Here is a 16,533-nt window from a genome sequence, read left to right on the forward strand (position 1 = left end):
CCGGAGTCAGCCGCAACGCAGCTTCGACAGGTCCACGGAGTTGGCGATCGCGGCGTAGCCGGCGTCGCTGAGGTGGAGGCCGTCTGCGGAGTACGCCGGCAACAGGCGAGCCGGGTCGGCTGGGTCACGGGTGGCTGCGTCGAAGTCCAGGACGGCGTCGAATTCGCCGCTGCCACGGATGAACGCGTTCACCTCCTGACGGACGGCCTCGCTGTCGTCGCCGTCGAAGATGGAGCCGCCGAACGGAGTGATGGTGGCGCCCACCAGACAGCGGCCGGCCGCGTGGGCGGCGGCGACCAGGTTGCGGTACGCCGCGATCAGCTCGGCCGCGCTCGCGCCCGCTCCGATGTCGTTGACGCCCTCGAACAGGATCACCGTACGAACGCCAGGCTTGTGCAGCACGTCCTGCCCGAGCCGGTTCTGCGCGCTGCGGCCCACGCCGTCCTTCAGCACGCGGTTGGCGGAGATCCCCTCGTTCGCCACCGCGAGCCGACGGGGAACCGGCAACTGCAGCAGGCGCTCGTTCAGATAGTCCGTCCACCGGTGGTTGGCGTTCACCTGCGAGCCCACGCCCGAGGTGATCGAGTCGCCGAGCGCGGCGACCGTCGAGACGCCGGCCGGAGCGGTGACCACCACCGCGTCCAGCCAGAACCACACCGCCGACTGCGTCTGGTACGCCGAAGCCGACTCCGATGCCGCGTGGTCGCCGGCCGTCGACTTGTAGGTGTGCTGCATGGTCCGGTTGTGCGCGGTCAGCTTCCCGCTCGCGCCCTGCAAGTACACGCTGACCGCGAGCCGCTGCGCCGGCCGGACGTACCCAGGCAGCGGATCGCTCAGCACGGCGTCGCCTGCCGCCACCGTGACGGACGACCGTCCGCCGAACGTCACCCGGCGGTTCGAGCCGGGCACGAGCGCGGCCGCCTCCTGTTGAACCCCGACGTAGACACTGCCGAACGTCACGGCTTGGTCGCCAAGCGCGTTGGACAACCGCACCCGCAGGCCGGTTCCACCGATGCTCGTGTAGACGATGTTGCGCACCGTCATCTCGTTGAGCGTCCCACCGGTCGTGTCGTCGGCGGCGGCCCAGGTCGTGACGGCGTGCCCGGCAGGGCGCTCGGGCCTGGTCGGCCTCGCCGACGCGTCCACCGGCGCGGCGCACGCGCCCACCACCAACGCGAACAGTGAAACGAGCGGAAGAACGACGCGTCTCACGAGCGGCCTCCTTTGGGCCCGGTGAACCTAGACGATCTATTGGAACAGGCGATGAATCACATCCCGGAGTGCTGACTTGCCCTCGATACCGATCCCAGGCGTCTCCGGCAGCCGGACCCGGCCCGCTTCCACGGGCATGGCATCGGCGAAGCCGCCAAACGGCTGGAAAACCTGGGGATAGGACTCGCAACCACCAAGCCCGAAGGCCGCGGCGACAGCCAAATTGTACTGGTGCCCGCCGTGCGGGCAGCAGCGTCGCGCACTCCAACCGCGCGACGACAACTCGCCGAGCATCTCGGCGTACTCGGACACGCCGTAGCTCAGTGCCGGATCCATCTGCAGCGTGTCGAGGTGCGGTCGCAGGCCGCCGTGCCGCAGCAGGTTGCGTACCTCCTGTACGGAGAAGAGGTTCTCCCCCGTCGCCAGCCGCCCGGGATAGGCCTCGGCGAGCGTCGCGTGCCCGGCGTAGTCGAGCGGATCGCACGGCTCCTCGAACCACAACAGGTCGTACGCCTCCAGCGCCTTTGCGTAAGCCAGCGCTTGACGCAGCTTGAACCGCCCGTTGGCGTCGACCGCCAGCCGCGAGCCCGACGGCAGGATCCCCAGTACGGCTTCGATCCGCGCCAGGTCGTCGGCCAGCGAGGCGCCACCGATCTTCAGCTTGAGGTCGACGTAGCCGAGATCGAGGTACGACCGCATCTCGCCCCGGAGGTCGTCGAGGCTACCGCCGGGGTGGTAGTAGCCGCCGGCGGCGTACACCCACACCGACTCGGCGGGCGAGGCAACCAGGTCGAACCGCTCGTGGAGCACGCGGAACAACGGCTTGCCGGCGGCCTTGGACACGGCGTCCCACAACGCCATGTCCACCAGGCCGACGGCCACCGCGCGGTCGCCATGACCGCCCGGCTTCTCGTTGCTCAGCATCACCGACCGGGCCGCGACCGGATCCAGCAGGCCGGTTACCGCGTCGCACAGCACTGCTGGGTCCGTCGAACGCAGCCGCGGCAGGATCCGCTGGTTCAGCATGCCGGTCTGGGCGTAGCGGCCGTTGGAGTTGAAGCCGTAGCCGACGACCTGCTCACCGTCGACGGTCACGTCGGTCTCGATCGCGACCACCGAGACCGTCATCTTCGAGAAGTCGATGACGGCGTTGCTCATGCTGGACGCGATCGGCGCCTCGGCCACCCTGACGTCGGTGATTCTCATGGAGACAAGCCTTCCGGCTCAGCCGCTCAGCTATCCATCACCAGTCCTGGCCGGTTCCGGCCTTGCTCGCGATGTAGGCCGGGACGTCTTCCACCTCGGTCACGTCCAGCGCCGTGTCGACGGTCATGCCGTCCTTCAGGACGTGCTGCCGGAACACGCGGTAGGTCGGGATGTCCCAGTACTCCGTGTTCTCGTAGTTCTTCACCACGGCGTTGTCGCCCCAGTAGACGGCCGAGGTGTCGATGCCGGCAAGTTCCGGAAGGTCGGCGCCGAACGAGTCGACCACCGCGGGCGTCTCCAGGACGCCCTTGACGCCGTGCCTGGACAGCGCGACCTGGCCGGCCTCGGACACCAGCCACTTCACGATCGCCATGCCGGTGTCCTGCTTGGCGGACTGCGGCGGGATGAACGCCGCCCGGGTGTTGGGCTGGTACGTCGTCTGCGAGCCGCTCGACAGCACCGGCACCGAGGCCAGGCCGAGGTCGATGCTCTTGGCCAGCTCGGCGGTGTTCTCCTCCTCGCCGTCCTCGATGTAGAGCTCGTTGAGCGCGTACATGTTGACCTTGCTGAGCGTGCTGACCGCCATCGCGACGTGGCCCGGGTAGCTCATGTCGCCCTTGAGGAAGTCGTCGACGGTCGTGAAGTTGTTACGCGGGATCCACAGGAAGCGTTGCAGGTTGGAGCCGAGCTGCTGCCAGCCGTCCGACGTCAGGTCGACCTTGACGTCCTCCGGCTTCGGCTCCTCGCTCCCGGCCGGCAGGAACGGATAGAGCCCGAGCTGGTTGAAGTCGAGATACTGGTCCGGGTGCTGCATGTAGCCCTTGTAGGCGTCCCGGCCGGACTGCCGCGTCAGCTTCTCCGCCAGCTTGTAGACCTTGTCGTAGGTCATGCCGTTGGTGGGGTACGGCACGTTGAACTTGTCGAAGATCTGCTTGTTGTAGAGCAGCAGATAGTCGTCGACGAACACCGGAACGCCGTAGAGCCCGCCGTCCGAGCGCGACCTCACCAGCTCCACGGTCGCCGGGTCGAACTGACCGAGATCGATGCCCGCCTGGTCGACCTGCCCGGACAGGTCCTGCACCCAGCCGAGCGGCTCCAGGTCACGGTCGATCTTCGTGCGCGGATCCTCGATGATCAGGTCCGGCACCACGCCGGCGGCCTTCAGGTCCTCGTAACGGATCGGGTAGTCCCACGTGGCGTACTTGATCTTCACGTCGGGGAACGCCGCCTTCAGCGAGTTCCCGACCAGCTCGTTCCAGACCCGTTCGGCGGAACGCGCTTCGGTGACGGAGTTCTCCAGCGGCTTGTAGTTGGCGGCGAAGATGAAGAACTCGTCGTCGCACACCGAGAACGGCTGGTCGTAACGGTTCGGAACGTCCTTGCACGTGGCTTGTTCCTCGACGGGCTGGCCGGACGCCGCGGGACCGCCCAGCAGGGCGATCGCCAGGGCCGAAGCCAGCAGAAGGATCCCTTTCGCTTTCACGACACCTCCATGGTGGTGAACTGCAGGGTGTTCGACAGCACCTGGGCGATGACCCACGACGGGTTCCAGGTGTTGACGCTGCCGCGATGCTGCCAGTTGGTCTGGGAGAACGCCTCGCCTTGCTCGCCCACGACGTCGAACCGCCACTCGCCGGGCCTGGTGCAGATGCCTTGCCCCATGGCGTGCAGCATCGTGGTCGCGAGGTCGACGTAACCCAGCCGGGCGAACTCGTGGATCGGGAAGAACACGTCGAGGTGGTGGTTCTGCACGCTCACGGTCGGCCAGCCGACTGCGGAGAACCCGCTCACGTCGAGGTCGCTGCCCTTCGGGTACGGCGGATTCCAGACGTAGACCCACGTCAGCAGCCAGTCCGCCGCGTAGCGAGCCTGTTCCAGGTAAGCGATCTCGCCGGTTCGGTCGTACAGTTCGAGTGCACACTGGAGGTACGGGATACCGGCTTCCTTGTCCTCGCAGGCGGCGTCGAGCGTCGAGCGGGCGAACGGCACGTCGCGGTAGTTCGCGAACAGTTCCGCGGCCCGTTCGGTCCTGCCTGCCTTCGCCAGCGCGAGCACAGCGGGAAGTCCGGCCGCGCACATGAGATCGGAGCTCGGCTCACCCGCCGGTGTCCAGCCGAACGGGACCATTCCCGCACTGCTGCCGAAGAAGTCCGCGGCCTCGTCGACCGCACGCTGCCACTCCTCCGGCACCGGCAGGCCATGCGCGCCGAACAGCGCGATGATGTCGATCAGGTCACAGATAGTCTCGCCGTACGCACGGCTGGACACGAAATCCACGCCGTCCTTCCGGAACGGCTTCCAGGCCTTCTCCTCGACGTCGTACGTCGGCAGTCGCAGACCGGCAACACCGGTCCCGCTCCCCCGTAGGTAGAACTCGACCGCCTGCCGGCATCGCTCCACTCGGTCGGTCTCGTCGTGCAGCAGGCCGAGCTTGGCGTCACACCACGCCAGCTTCAGGCACTGACCGGTCCAGCCGTAGAGAAAATCCTGGTTCATGCGGCTCCGCCGCGTGGCCGCCGGCTTCGGCGCGGGGAACTTGACGTATCCCGCCGATCCGCCTGCCGTCGTCCAGCGCGCGTCCATCGCCACCGTTTTGAAACGAATGATGTCGTCGAGGCTGTGCGGCCTCGCACCGCTTGGCTGGAAGCGCTCGTGCGCCATCCGGACCAGCTCGCGGAAACCTTTGCCCGGCGGCGTCCTACCCCAGTCCAGCCAGTAGGTCCGGCTCAGCGTTCCCCCCGTGGGAAGGTCGAGATAGCCACCGCTGTACGGTTCCGTCTTCCCCTTGTGTACGTAGCAGATGTCGGGCTCGCCGTTGAATCGGATCACGCCGCTCATCGCCACCAACGACAGCCGGTCGTCCAAGCCGGCGCCGAGCGATCCCTCCGCAGGCTCGGCCAGCAGGCTGAGGTAGCGCCCGTCCCATTCAGCGTTGATGCCGGGGATCGGCAACCGGTGCTCCTCGACGACCAAGCCGTCGTCGAGCTTCGGCACTACGCGCGACGGGTCCGCGGCCTGGTTGTTGTCGTAGACCACGCCGGGGATCGTGACGTGCTCGCCGGCTCCCTCCGGAAGCGTCAGCTGGAGACCGACGGCCAGGTTCGAGATCGGCTGACCACTGGCGTTCCGCCACGTCGCGTCGATCCGCAGGCCGAGCTCGTCGAACCGCAACCGGAGATCGACCTCCGGCCGGTTGGTGGAGTACACCAGGAGGTCCGCGAGGTCAGTGCTGAGATACGGGTCAGCGTCTCCCGATCGGGTCAGCTCGAGCCGCGTCCCGGCTACTGTCGCGATCCGTTCGCCGGTGCGGTCGGCGAGCTGCCACCGGTCGGCTCGCGTGATCCGAGCCGCGTAGTAGAGCAGGCCCGGCAGCTCGACCGTCACTTCGCCGGAGTACGTGCCGGGCAATTCCTCGATCGTCTGGTTCCAGGTGTCGATCACCTCGACGCGGTACGCACCTTCCGGCAAGCTGAACGTGCGCTCGGGAAAGCGATGCGGGCCGTAGTACTGCAGGTAGAACTCTCCGGGCTTGCGCACCATCGACGCGTAGTGGTCGTCGCGGTCGTACGCCAGGTCGGCCGGCGCCTCGGCCAGCAGCTCTTGCAGGAAGGCGATCCGCGGCGCGCTCTCGCCCGGCGAGTCGTCGAGGTAGGCCGTGCCGTGGTGCACGTACCCGCCCCGGCACACGCCCTCCCACACCCGCACGACCATCTCCTGCGGCGTCAGGCTGTGACGCGGGTCGGGCCGGTCGCCTTCCAGCCCGCAGTCGTCGATCACGACCGGCTTGCCGTAGTGATCGGTCAGGACCGACGCGAGCCGCACCTGGTCGGTACGCAGGCTCACGTGCGTCTGCCAGGGTGCGCCGAAGTCGGTGCCTTCCGGGCCGTGCACGCTGAGCAGGTGATGCCCGTAGTCGTGTTCCTGGATCAGCCGGGCCGCCTCGGCATCGACCTCCGGCAGGCACCACCAGACGTTGCGGAACGCGGCCAGCCGGCTCACGGTTTCAGGGAGATCTGAGTGCGGAACGCGCAGCACCAGCTCGGCTTCGACCCCGTCCGCCAGCAACCGGCGAACGGCTGCCTCGGTCTCGGCCAGCCGCCCGGGCAGCACCTCGAGCCGCTGCTTGGTCGACCCGAACGCCCAGTAAGGCGTCCCGTCGGCGTACGCGAACCGGGTCTCGTGCGCGACCCGCACCGGGCCGTGGTTGCCCGGCTCCGGTGACGTGCACACGAACTCCCCACCGGGATAACGCCATCCGCCTTCGGCATCCGGCATGCACCGCACCCGCCGGACGCCCTGCTCGTCGGTGAACGCACCGGCGACAAACCGCCGGCCGTCCTTGTTGAAGACGACCTCGTCCCCGCCCTCGGCCGGCAGCTCCAGCTCGAACACGCCCCATCGCTCGGTCATGTCAGCCGCCCACCTTCCGCAGCCGCAGCGCGAGATACGTCTGCCTGGGCAACGGAATCCGGGCGACGCCCAGGTGCCGACCCGGCAACGGCGTCACCGTCATCGCCCAGGTGTCGATCAGCTCGGCCGCGTAGCACTCGTCCTCGGGCAGGTCGAGCTCGGCGTAGGCCGGCTGCCGCGACCCGAAGTACTCCAGCCGGGCGAGCGGATCCGACTCGACCAGCTCACGCAGGAACGCGATCCGCTTCGTGCTCTCGCCGTACAGGTCGCCGCCCACCGAGATCCACGGTCCGCTCGGCCGGTGCCAGAAGCACTCGCCGTGCCCGACGAAGCCGCCGCGGACGACGCCCTCCCAGACCCGCTCGACCAGCTCCTGCGGGGTCAGGTTGCCCCACCGGCGGTCGATGGTGCCTTCGTAACCGATCTCGTCGATGACGACGGGCTTGGCGCACGCGGCCAGCCACTCCGTCACCGGCTCACCGCTCCAGTGCTGGATGCTCTGGTGCGTCACCCACGGCTTGGTGAAGTCGTACGGGATGGAGTACTCATACATCTTCGTGCCGTTGTGGATCGAGCGCAGCCGCTGGTACGGATCGTGGCGCTGCACGAACCTCAGCAGAAAGTCCCAGTCGTCCATCGTCTTTGCCTGGTTGAAGTCGAACTCGTTGGAGATCGACCACCACACGTTGCGACAGGCGCCGAGCCGGGCCATGACGTAGCGCAGGAAGCGGCCGTCCTCGTCCCGGCTCATGTTGTCGACGCCCCAGTGCCCTTTGTCGTAAGGGTGGAACAGGATGATGTCGGCCTCGATGCCGAGCTCGAGCAGGTCACCGACCCGCCGCTCGAAGTGCGCGAAGAACGCCGGATCGAACCTCGTCGTGTCGAGTTCTCCCGGCGTGTCGCCGGCGAACGGCAACCTGGGCGGACGCATCGCCGACGTCGGCAGCACGCACATCCGCACCTTGTTGTACGGCGAGCCGGCCAGGGCCCGGAGCGTGAGCTCCTCGTGCGCCTCGTCCTCCTGGTGAGTCCAGTGATAGCAGGTCGTGCCGAACGAGTAGTGCGGCGTGCCGTCGGCGTACACGAAACCCGTGCCGTCAGCCCGGACCGGCCCGTGGTTGCCCTCGCCGGCAGGTACACAGGTGAACTCGCCGGTCACTCCGTCGAGCCCGGGCACGTTGCTGGAGGTGACGAACCTCCACTCCCCCGGCTGGTCGGGCATGAACCGGATCCGGAAGGTCCCGTCACCGTCGTAGAACCCGTCCACCTCGACGAACCGGTTGCGGTACTGGAAGCGCGCGGTCAGCGTGACGTCGACGAAGGGATTGCCGTCCGCCGGTCCGGGCAGCTCGGCCTCGTAGACGCCCCAGCGCTCGACTTCGGTCATCAGTCTTCCTTGATCCAGGCGACCGGCAGCCACGGCTCCCGGATCCATCCGGTATCGAGCACGACATGCTTGATCGCCGTACGGAGATAGGAGTACGCGACGTGGATCCGCCCGTCGCGGGCCTGCATGACGGCGGGATAGGAGTAGCCCATCTGGTTCTCGCGATAGGCGAGGTCGGCGACCTGGACGTTGCGCCGGTGCGGCCAGGTCCGGCCGCCGTCCTCGGAGAGCGCGAGCGTCAACGGTGTCCGCAACGGCTTCTTGCGCCAGCCCTCACCACGCCGCTCCCAGCGGAACTGGTCGCGTTCGAGCGAGGAGTCGTTGTAGGCCAGCACCAGCTCGCCGCTGCTCAGCCGGGCGACCTGGATCGAGGAGTCGTTGTTGGCCAGCTCGGTCCGCTTCGGTGTGCTCCAGCTCCGGCCGCCGTCGGCCGACTCACAGGCGTAGATCCGGTCGGCCTGCCGGCTGCGGAACATCGCGAACAGGCTGCCGTCGAGACGCTCGACGATGCTCATCTGCACCCGGTGCCGGCTGCGGGGTACCTCGTGCTCGGTCCAGCTCCTGCCGCCGTCCGAGCTCAGCAACACGACGCTGTGGTGTCCTTCGCCGCGGCAGTAGTAGGCCGGTAGCAGCCAGTCGCCGTTGCCCAGCACGGCGATCGGGCTGCGCAGGAACAGCCCCGGCCCGTCGAACAGCACCTCCGGATCGCTCCACGACTCACCGCCGTCCTCGCTGCGCCGCACGACGACGCGGGACGTCTTCTGGTCGTGCGGTTCGGTGGAGGTGTGCAGCAGCCAGATCCGCCCGCCCGGCTCCTGGAACAGCACGGGGTTCTGCTCCGAACGCTCCGGATCCGCTGCCAGCTCCACAGGTTGCGACCACTCGGTCTCGCCGGAACGCAGCCGGCTGAGCACGACATTGGTCGCGGGGTCGCCTTCGCCCGGTCCGTTGAACCAGGCGCACAGCAGGTCGCCGCCGTCGAGCTCGAGCAGCGTCGCCGCGTGGCTGTCCTGCGCGTACTTCACGGGTAGCAGCGTTTCGGTGAACATCAAACTCCTTTGAGCGTGAGCTCCTCGGCGAAGTGGCACGCCACCCGGCGGCCCGGTGCGACCTCACGGAAGGTCGGCGGTTCGGTTCTGCAGATGTCCTCGGCGTAGGCGCAACGCGGATGGAACGGGCAGCCGGGCGGGACGTTCGACGGGTCGGCGACCTCACCGCGCAGCACGATCCGCTCGCGTTCGCGGGCGGTCGGGTCCGGGTCCGGCACGGCCGACAGCAACGCCTCGGTGTACGGGTGCAGGGGCCGCACGTAGAGCTCGTTGGTGGTGCCCAGCTCCACGACCCGGCCGACGTACATCACGGCCACCTCGTCGGCCATGTACTCCACCACGCCAAGGTCGTGCGAGATGAAGATATAGGTGAGTCCGGAGTCGGCCTGCAGATCCTTCAGCAGGTTGAGGATCTGGGCGCGTACGGAGACGTCCAGCGCGCTGACCGCCTCGTCGGCGACCACGACCCGGGGCGCGAGCGACAGTGCACGCGCGATGCCGACCCGCTGGCGCTCGCCACCACTGAACGCGTTCGGATAGCGCCGGAGATACTCCGGACGCAGGCCGACCCGCTCCAGCAGCCCGGCGACGATGTCCTCGACTGCCGAGCCGGAAGCGACCTTGTTCACCTTGAGCGGCTCGCCGATGATGTCGAGCAGCGTCATCCGTGGGTTCAGCGACGAGAACGGGTCCTGGAAGATCATCCGCAGCTGCGAGCGGTACGGCTTGAGTTGCTTCTCCGACAACGTCGACAGGTCGACGACCGAGCCGTCGGGCTGCCGGTAGCGGATCTCGCCCTTCGTCGGCTCGTACGCGCGCACCACGCAGCGGCCGAGCGTGCTCTTGCCACAGCCGGACTCGCCCACCAGGCCGAGCGTCCTGCCCGGCGCGACCTCCAGGTCGATGCCGTCGACCGCCCGGACATCCCTGAAGTGCTTGGTGAGTCCACGCAGCTGTAGTACCGGCGCTGCAGGCTCAGGCTCACTCATTGGCCTACTCCTTCGTACAGCACGCACCGCACCTCGTGGCCGTCGGCGGGTGTCAGCATCCGTGGCAGCGCGACGTCACACCGGCCGGCGATGAACTCGTCGCAACGCGGGTGGAACGGACAGCCCTCCGGCCGGTCGAACGGCGCCGGCACCATGCCGCGGACAGGCTGCAGCCGGTCTCGCGAGCCGAGCTTCGGAACCGAGCGCAGCAACGCCTGGGTGTACGGATGCTTGGGCGAGCGCAGGATCGTCACGACGTCGCCGCTCTCGACGACCAGGCCGAGGTACATCACCGCGATCCGGTCGGCCACCTGAGCGGCCACGCCGATGTCGTGGGTGATCATCATGATCGCCATCCCGAACTCCCGCTGCAGGTCCTTCAGCAGCTCGAGGATCTGGGCCTGGGTCGTGACGTCCAGCGCGGTCGTGGGCTCGTCGGCGATCAGCAACTCGGGCTTGCACGACAGCGCCATCGCGATCACCGCGCGCTGTCGCATGCCGCCGCTCAGCTGGAACGGGTAGGCATCGATCCGGCGTTCGGGTGCGGGAATACCGACCCGGCCGAGCAGCTCGATCGCACGCTGCCTGGCCTGCGCCTTGGTCATCGGCTCGTGCAACATGACCTGCTCGATGATCTGGCTGCCGACCGTGTGCACCAGGCTCAGCGACGCCATCGGCTCCTGGAACACCATCGCGATCCGCTTGCCCCGCACGCCGCGGACCACGCGCTTGTCGGCCCTCAGCAGGTCGATCAGCCCGTTGGCACCGGCCTTTCCGTTCGGCGGCGCCGGCACGTTGACCTCACCGGCGACGACGCGTCCCGGCTTGTCGACGAGCCGGAGGACCGAACGCGCCATGATGCTCTTGCCGCAGCCGGACTCACCGACGACGGCGAGCGTCTCGCCGCGCCGGATGTCCAGGTCGACGCCGTCGACCGCGCGGACCAGCCCGTCATCAGTGGTGAACTGGGTCTTCAGCCCCCGGATCTCCAGAATGGCTTCGCCAGTGCGCATGCTGCCTCCCTCCTGCTCGTAGGCCTACTTGTACGGGTCCGCGGAGTCGCGTAGCCCGTCTCCGACGAAGTTCATCGCGAGTACGGTCGCGAAGATGGCCGCACCGGGAAGCATCAGCCAGGGCGCGGTTTCGACCGTCCGGATGTTCTGCGCGTCCTGCAGCAGAACTCCCCAGCTGACGGCCGGCGACTGGAGCCCGAGTCCGAGGAAGCTCAGCGCCGTCTCACCGAGAATCATGCCCGGCACCGCCATTGTCAAGGACGCGATGACATGGCTGGTGAACGACGGGACCATGTGTTTGAAGATGATCCGGTTCCGGCTGCAGCCGTCGAGCCGGGCGGCGAGCACGAAGTCCTCCTCACGTAGCGACAGGAATCGGCCGCGCACGACCCGGGCCAGGCCGGTCCAGCCGAGCACCGACAGGATCACCGAGATCGCGAAGTAGCGCGTCAGTGGACCCCAGTCCGACGGCACCGCGGCTGACAGCGCCAGCCAGAGCGGAAGCGTCGGCACCGCCATCAGGAACTCGATGATCCGCTGGATCAGCGCGTCGGCCCTGCCTCCGTAATAGCCGGAGATACCGCCGAAGATGAGCCCGAGAACGAAGCTCACCGCGATGCCGACCAGGCCGATCGACAGCGAAACCCTGGAGCCGTAGATGATCCGGGACAGCATGTCGCGACCCGCCCGGTCCGCGCCCCAGAGGTAGAACGGGTCGCCGGCCTGTTTCGGCCCGATCAGGTGCCGGTCCATCGGGATCAGGCCCCACAGGCGGTACTCGTCGCCGCGGACGAACAGGCCGACCGGGATCCTGTTCGACTCGTCGACGGTGAACGTCAGCTCGAACGTCTCCGGGTCGCGCCTCACGTCGTAGCCGTAGACATACATGCCGAACCCGGAGCCCTGGCTGTGATAGTGCAGTTTCTGCGGCGGTGCGTAGGCGTACTTCTCGTGCTGTGCCACCGTGGTCGCCGGCGCGAGGAACTCCGCGAAGATCACGACGAAGTAGATCAGGCAGACGACGACCGATCCGGCCATCGCCAACCGGTGCTTGCGAAACCGCCGCCACACCAGCCGCCACTGGGACGCGCTGCGCACGCGCTTCGGACTCCGTCCACCGGCCGCCGGCGTCGTCGGTTGCGCGGACTGTGCCGTCTGTTCCAGCTGTGCGTCGACCATGGGTCAGTCCCCCTGGTACTGGTAGCGGATGCGTGGGTCCCACCAGGTCAGCGCGAGGTCGCTGAGCAGCGTGCCGATCACCGTCAGCGCACTGAGGATCAGCACGAAGCTGCCGACGAGATACATGTCCTGGCTCTCCACCGCACCGAACAGCAGCGGCCCGGTCGTCGGCAGGCTGAGCACGATCGACACGATCGTCTCGCCGCTGATCAGGCCGGGTAGGAGCCAGCCGACCGTGCTGAAGAACGGGCTCAGCGACATCCGCACGGGATACTTCAGCAGCAACTTCCACTCCGGCAGGCCCTTGGCCCGCGCGGTCACGACGTACGGCTTGTAGAGCTCGTCCAGCAGGTTGGCCCGGGTGATGCGGATCGTGCCTGCCGTGCCCGACATGCCGATGATGATGATCGGCACCCACAGGTGGGACAGCAGGTCCATCACCTTGCCGAGGTTCCACACGGCATCCTGGTACTCCGGTGAGAACAACCCGCCCACGTTCTGACCGAAATATCGCACGCCGACATACATCATCACCAGCGCGAGCATGAACTCCGGTATCGCCATTCCGATGAAGCCGAACAGCGTGGCTGTGTAGTCACCTGGTGAGTACTGCCTGACCGCCGAATAGATGCCTATGGGGAACGCGACCGCCCAGACGAATATCAACGTACTTATCGACAGGAAGAACGACAGCGCGACACGGTTCCAGATCAGCGACGAGACCGGCTTGTTCCAGGCGAACGACTCTCCGAAGTCGCCGTGGAAGACGATGTTGGAGATCCAGTTCCAGTACTGCCCGACGAACGGCTCGGAAAGGCCGTACCGCTCCCGCAGCGCGGCCAGCCGCTCCTGCGCGATCTCCTCGCCCCGGCCTTCCGCCTGCGCCTGCAATGTCGACACGTAGTCGCCCGGTGGGAGGTTGATGACGGCGAAGGTGGCGATCGAGATGGCAATCAACGTGAGCACCATCAGGCCGATCCTGCGCACGATGTACGCGCCCATCCCGATCGCTTCCCTTCCTCGGCTAGCGTTGGTGTCCGGCTACTTCGTGCTCTCGGAGATGAAGTACTGCTCCGGGTTGGTGGGTCCGGGCGGCTGGTAGCCGACGTCGCCGGGCATGCTCTTCGGCACGTTGTGGAACGTGTTCTTGACGATGCCGTACGTCGCACCCGGCTGGCAGATGCCGATGTAGGGGAACCGCTCCTTCGACAGCGCGAGGATCTGCTTCCCGAGGGCCTTCGCCTCGTCCGGGTCGTAGGTGAACCGCATCTTGTCGAACATCTCGAGGGCCTGCTTGACGTCGGCCGGCGGTTCCTCGCCCTCCTTGCCGTCGCTGCGGTACCACAACGCCCACTTGTTGCCCCAGCGCGACGACCCACGCGGGTTGGACGGAACGTAGTAGTGATTGGAGCCCTGGGTCGCCCGCACCTCGAAGTCGCCACCAGTCCACGTGCCCGCGTCGGCGACACCGGCCTCGACGCGCTCCCAGTACAACGTCTCCGCGACCCGCTGGACGTTGAGCTTCACACCGACCTTCAGCCAGTCGCCCTTGACCAACTCCAGTGCGTCCACCTGGTCGGCCATGTCGGAGGAGACCAGCACCGGGACGGAGATCGGCTTGCCGTTCGGCCCGATCCGGATCCCGTCGCCGTCGCGTTCGGTGTAGCCGGTCCTGTCCAGGAACTGGTTGGCTTTCCCCGGGTCGTACTCCGTGAACTGCTTGCCCGTCTCCTCGTCGTAGACCGGTGAGCCCGGCAGTGGCGCGCACTGCCACGGCACGCCCTGGCCGCCGTAGATGGTGTCGATGATCTTCTGCCGGTTGATGGCGTACGACAGCCCGACGCGGAAGTCCTTGTTCGCGTAGAGCTTTCGCTTGCCGGCATCGGGGTGGGTCTGGTTGAACCCGATGACCATGTTGTTGACGCCCTCGATGCCGACCTCGAAGATCTCGTAGTCGCCCTTCTCACGGCTGCGCGCGATGACGGGCTTGTTCCGGATCGTCATGAAGTTGCGCATCTGCATGTCGAGCTCGCCGTTCTGGATCTTCAGAACCTCGACCTCGACGTCGAGCAGGATCTCGCAGTGGTACTTGTCGATGTAGGGCAGCTGGCGGCCCTGCTCGTCGACCTTCCAGTAGTACGGGTTGCGCTCGGCCGTGATCGCGTTGCCGTCGCCGAGCGCCGCGGTCAGGATCCACGGGTTGAGACTCGGCAGCTCGGCGTTGGCCAGCAGGTCGCTCTTGGCCTGGAACAGCTGCAGCCAGTCGTTGAGCTTCTCGGCCTGCACCAGTGTGTCGACGTCCGGGTTGTACTTCTTGTGGAACTGCTCGAGGTAGTGCTTGGGCAGCGTGAGGCCGACGTTCGAGGCCAACTCGTTCAGGAAGCCGGGCTTGGGCTCCTCGAACACGAAGCTCACCGTGCGCTCGTCGATCTTGGTGGCCTTGGCCGGGTTGCCGGAGACGGAGGTCCAGAGCTCGTAGACACCGTCCGGGTGCAGCTCCTCATAGACCGAGGAGTCGTCGAACGCGAACAGGATGTCGTCGGCAGTGCAGGGCCGGCCGTCCGACCATTTCAGGCCCTCGCGAAGCTTGAAGACGAACTCGCGTCCGCCCTGCTTCTCCTCGAACTCCGCGATGTTCGCGGTGATCTCGTCGGTGCCCGGCGAGCCCGTCCACTTCTGCTTCCAGCGCACGATCGGCTCGTACCCGAGCGTGTTCTTCAGCCACTGGGTGTCCTCCTGCGTCACCATGGCCGAGCGCCAGGTGCCGCCGTAGACACCGCTCTGGTCCAGCGGCTTGACGACCATCGGGTTCTTGGGCAAGCGCTTTTCCAGGGCCGGGAGCTTGCCGGCCCTGACCCGGGCGGCCAGCATGGGGGACTCCTGGTCGGCTGCCGACGCTTTCTTGCCGGGTCCGTCCTTCTGGACGGCTTCGGTCTGGAAGAAGCTGCAGCCGGCGACCGAAGCCGTCAGAAGCAGGCCGGAGCCTGCGAACAGGAGATCACGTCGTGCTATTGATCTGTGCTGTGGCATCGTTACCACTCCCGCGTTCCAGTTGATGAATGAGCGGAACCGCCAACCTGTCGAGGCGTTCCTTTTCGTCCCCGCTCAGCGGCAGCAGCGGTTCGGCCGCGTGGGCGCCGTCGATGCGCTCGAGTGCCGCGAGTACGTACTTGTAGGTCGCCACCACCGCCGACAGGCTCCCGGCCCGGCGGGGCAGCTGCATGGCCTCGATCAGGACTTCGAGCTGCTCCTGCCCGGCACGTACGCGTTCCCAGTCGCCGGCCCGGGCCGCGTCGTACATGGCCACCAGGTGCCGCGGTGTGAGGTTGGCGATCGCCGGCATCGCGCCGTCCGCACCGAGGAACAAGCCGAGGTCGGTCATGCTGCCGCCGCCGGTGAACAAGCGCAGCGGCAGCTCCAGCTCCCTCGTCCTGCGCAGCAGGCGACGGAACCAGCCCATGTCGCTCGAGCTGTCCTTGACGCCGACGACCGTGCCTTCGGTGGCCAGCTCCACGATCGACTCGACCGTCAAGCCGATCTTGCTCAGCTTCGGCAGGTGATAGACGAACACCGGAGTGCCGATGGCCGCCGCGATCTTGCGGTAGTGGCCGAGCAGCTCCGCCTGGCTGAAGTCGGTCCAGTACGGCGCGACTACCGAGATGTGGTCGGCGCCGGCTTTGACCGCTGCTTTCGCGTTGGCGATGGTCAAGGTCGTCGATGTGTCGCCCACGTGTGCCACCACCGGAACCGCTCCGCTCGCGGCCTTGCAGACCTGGCGAACCGCGCTCGCCCGCTGGTCGGCATCCAGTGCGTGGAACTCGCCGGTCGACCCGTTCACCCAGAGGCCGTGCACGCCGGCGTCGACCAGGTGGCTCACGTGCCGCTCCAGCGAATCGGAGTCGAGCCCGCCCGCCTCGTTCATCGGCAGCACGATCGGGGGAACGATGCCGAACAGACGCTGATCCGTCATGGGTGCACTCCATATGGATGCCGGTGGTATGCCGTCATTGTGTTGCCGGCCCGTGAACGGGTCAACCGTTTGTTTCTGAAAAGGTCAGCCAGAGGCCTCCCAAGACCGGTATCGGTCA

General features: G+C 67.2%; 12 protein-coding genes. All 12 read right to left on the minus strand.

All coding sequences use genetic code 11. The annotated features are described in order from the left end of the window. Positions 1 to 6: 6 nt before the first annotated feature. Genes ACYVF6_RS15090 through ACYVF6_RS15145 form a run of 12 tightly spaced genes read right to left on the minus strand, consistent with a single transcriptional unit; the run spans position 7 to position 16,415 of the window. On the minus strand, positions 7 to 1,212 hold the full coding sequence (locus tag ACYVF6_RS15090) for an SGNH/GDSL hydrolase family protein (RefSeq protein WP_460521479.1): 1,206 nt from the start codon (positions 1,210 to 1,212) through the stop codon (positions 7 to 9). A 36-nt stretch (positions 1,213 to 1,248) separates the two neighbouring features. Further along, on the minus strand, positions 1,249 to 2,418 hold the full coding sequence (locus tag ACYVF6_RS15095) for an enolase-like domain-containing protein (protein ID WP_460521481.1): 1,170 nt from the start codon (positions 2,416 to 2,418) through the stop codon (positions 1,249 to 1,251). 37 nt (positions 2,419 to 2,455) lie between these two features. Further along, positions 2,456 to 3,901 carry an ABC transporter substrate-binding protein gene (locus ACYVF6_RS15100; protein ID WP_460521483.1) on the minus strand — a complete coding sequence of 482 codons (1,446 nt, stop codon included), beginning with the start codon at positions 3,899 to 3,901 and terminating at the stop codon, positions 2,456 to 2,458. Beyond that, complete coding sequence (locus ACYVF6_RS15105; protein ID WP_460521485.1) at positions 3,898 to 6,828, minus strand: DUF5605 domain-containing protein; 2,931 nt, start codon at positions 6,826 to 6,828, stop codon at positions 3,898 to 3,900. The genes ACYVF6_RS15100 and ACYVF6_RS15105 overlap by 4 nt, the downstream gene beginning before the upstream one ends. Position 6,829: 1 nt before the next feature. After that, positions 6,830 to 8,215, minus strand: coding sequence for a DUF5060 domain-containing protein (locus ACYVF6_RS15110; RefSeq protein ID WP_460521487.1), 1,386 nt, complete (start codon positions 8,213 to 8,215; stop codon positions 6,830 to 6,832). Continuing rightward, positions 8,215 to 9,264: a sialidase family protein gene (locus tag ACYVF6_RS15115; protein ID WP_460521489.1), complete on the minus strand. Its 1,050-nt coding sequence runs from the start codon at positions 9,262 to 9,264 to the stop codon at positions 8,215 to 8,217. The genes ACYVF6_RS15110 and ACYVF6_RS15115 overlap by 1 nt, the downstream gene beginning before the upstream one ends. Continuing rightward, positions 9,264 to 10,253 carry an ABC transporter ATP-binding protein gene (locus ACYVF6_RS15120; protein WP_460521491.1) on the minus strand — a complete coding sequence of 330 codons (990 nt, stop codon included), beginning with the start codon at positions 10,251 to 10,253 and terminating at the stop codon, positions 9,264 to 9,266. The genes ACYVF6_RS15115 and ACYVF6_RS15120 overlap by 1 nt, the downstream gene beginning before the upstream one ends. Then, on the minus strand, positions 10,250 to 11,266 hold the full coding sequence (locus tag ACYVF6_RS15125) for an ABC transporter ATP-binding protein (protein ID WP_460521493.1): 1,017 nt from the start codon (positions 11,264 to 11,266) through the stop codon (positions 10,250 to 10,252). The genes ACYVF6_RS15120 and ACYVF6_RS15125 overlap by 4 nt, the downstream gene beginning before the upstream one ends. Before the next feature lie 24 nt (positions 11,267 to 11,290). Next, positions 11,291 to 12,445, minus strand: a complete 1,155-nt coding sequence (locus tag ACYVF6_RS15130; RefSeq protein WP_460521495.1) for an ABC transporter permease — start codon at positions 12,443 to 12,445, stop codon at positions 11,291 to 11,293. A 3-nt stretch (positions 12,446 to 12,448) separates the two neighbouring features. Next, the gene (locus tag ACYVF6_RS15135; protein WP_460521497.1) at positions 12,449 to 13,447 is read right to left on the minus strand and encodes an ABC transporter permease; all 999 of its coding nucleotides are present in this window, start codon (positions 13,445 to 13,447) and stop codon (positions 12,449 to 12,451) included. Positions 13,448 to 13,486: 39 nt separating this feature from the next. Beyond that, a complete protein-coding gene (locus ACYVF6_RS15140; protein WP_460521499.1) occupies positions 13,487 to 15,475 on the minus strand; it encodes an ABC transporter substrate-binding protein in 1,989 nt (662 codons plus the stop codon). Then, positions 15,444 to 16,415, minus strand: a complete 972-nt coding sequence (locus ACYVF6_RS15145) for a dihydrodipicolinate synthase family protein (RefSeq protein ID WP_460521501.1) — start codon at positions 16,413 to 16,415, stop codon at positions 15,444 to 15,446. The genes ACYVF6_RS15140 and ACYVF6_RS15145 overlap by 32 nt, the downstream gene beginning before the upstream one ends. Between the last annotated feature and the right edge of the window lie 118 nt (positions 16,416 to 16,533).

The sequence above is a fragment of the Flindersiella endophytica genome (genome assembly GCF_054779015.1).

Coding starts and splice junctions, on each gene's coding strand:
- ACYVF6_RS15105 (WP_460521485.1), bottom strand. CDS start 6,828: ATGACCGAGCGATGGGGCGTGTTCGAGCTGGAGCTGCCGGCCGAGGGC.
- ACYVF6_RS15115 (WP_460521489.1), bottom strand. CDS start 9,264: ATGTTCACCGAAACGCTGCTACCCGTGAAGTACGCGCAGGACAGCCAC.
- ACYVF6_RS15125 (WP_460521493.1), bottom strand. CDS start 11,266: ATGCGCACTGGCGAAGCCATTCTGGAGATCCGGGGGCTGAAGACCCAG.
- ACYVF6_RS15110 (WP_460521487.1), bottom strand. CDS start 8,215: ATGACCGAAGTCGAGCGCTGGGGCGTCTACGAGGCCGAGCTGCCCGGA.
- ACYVF6_RS15145 (WP_460521501.1), bottom strand. CDS start 16,415: ATGACGGATCAGCGTCTGTTCGGCATCGTTCCCCCGATCGTGCTGCCG.
- ACYVF6_RS15140 (WP_460521499.1), bottom strand. CDS start 15,475: ATGCCACAGCACAGATCAATAGCACGACGTGATCTCCTGTTCGCAGGC.
- ACYVF6_RS15120 (WP_460521491.1), bottom strand. CDS start 10,253: ATGAGTGAGCCTGAGCCTGCAGCGCCGGTACTACAGCTGCGTGGACTC.
- ACYVF6_RS15135 (WP_460521497.1), bottom strand. CDS start 13,447: ATGGGCGCGTACATCGTGCGCAGGATCGGCCTGATGGTGCTCACGTTG.
- ACYVF6_RS15095 (WP_460521481.1), bottom strand. CDS start 2,418: ATGAGAATCACCGACGTCAGGGTGGCCGAGGCGCCGATCGCGTCCAGC.
- ACYVF6_RS15130 (WP_460521495.1), bottom strand. CDS start 12,445: ATGGTCGACGCACAGCTGGAACAGACGGCACAGTCCGCGCAACCGACG.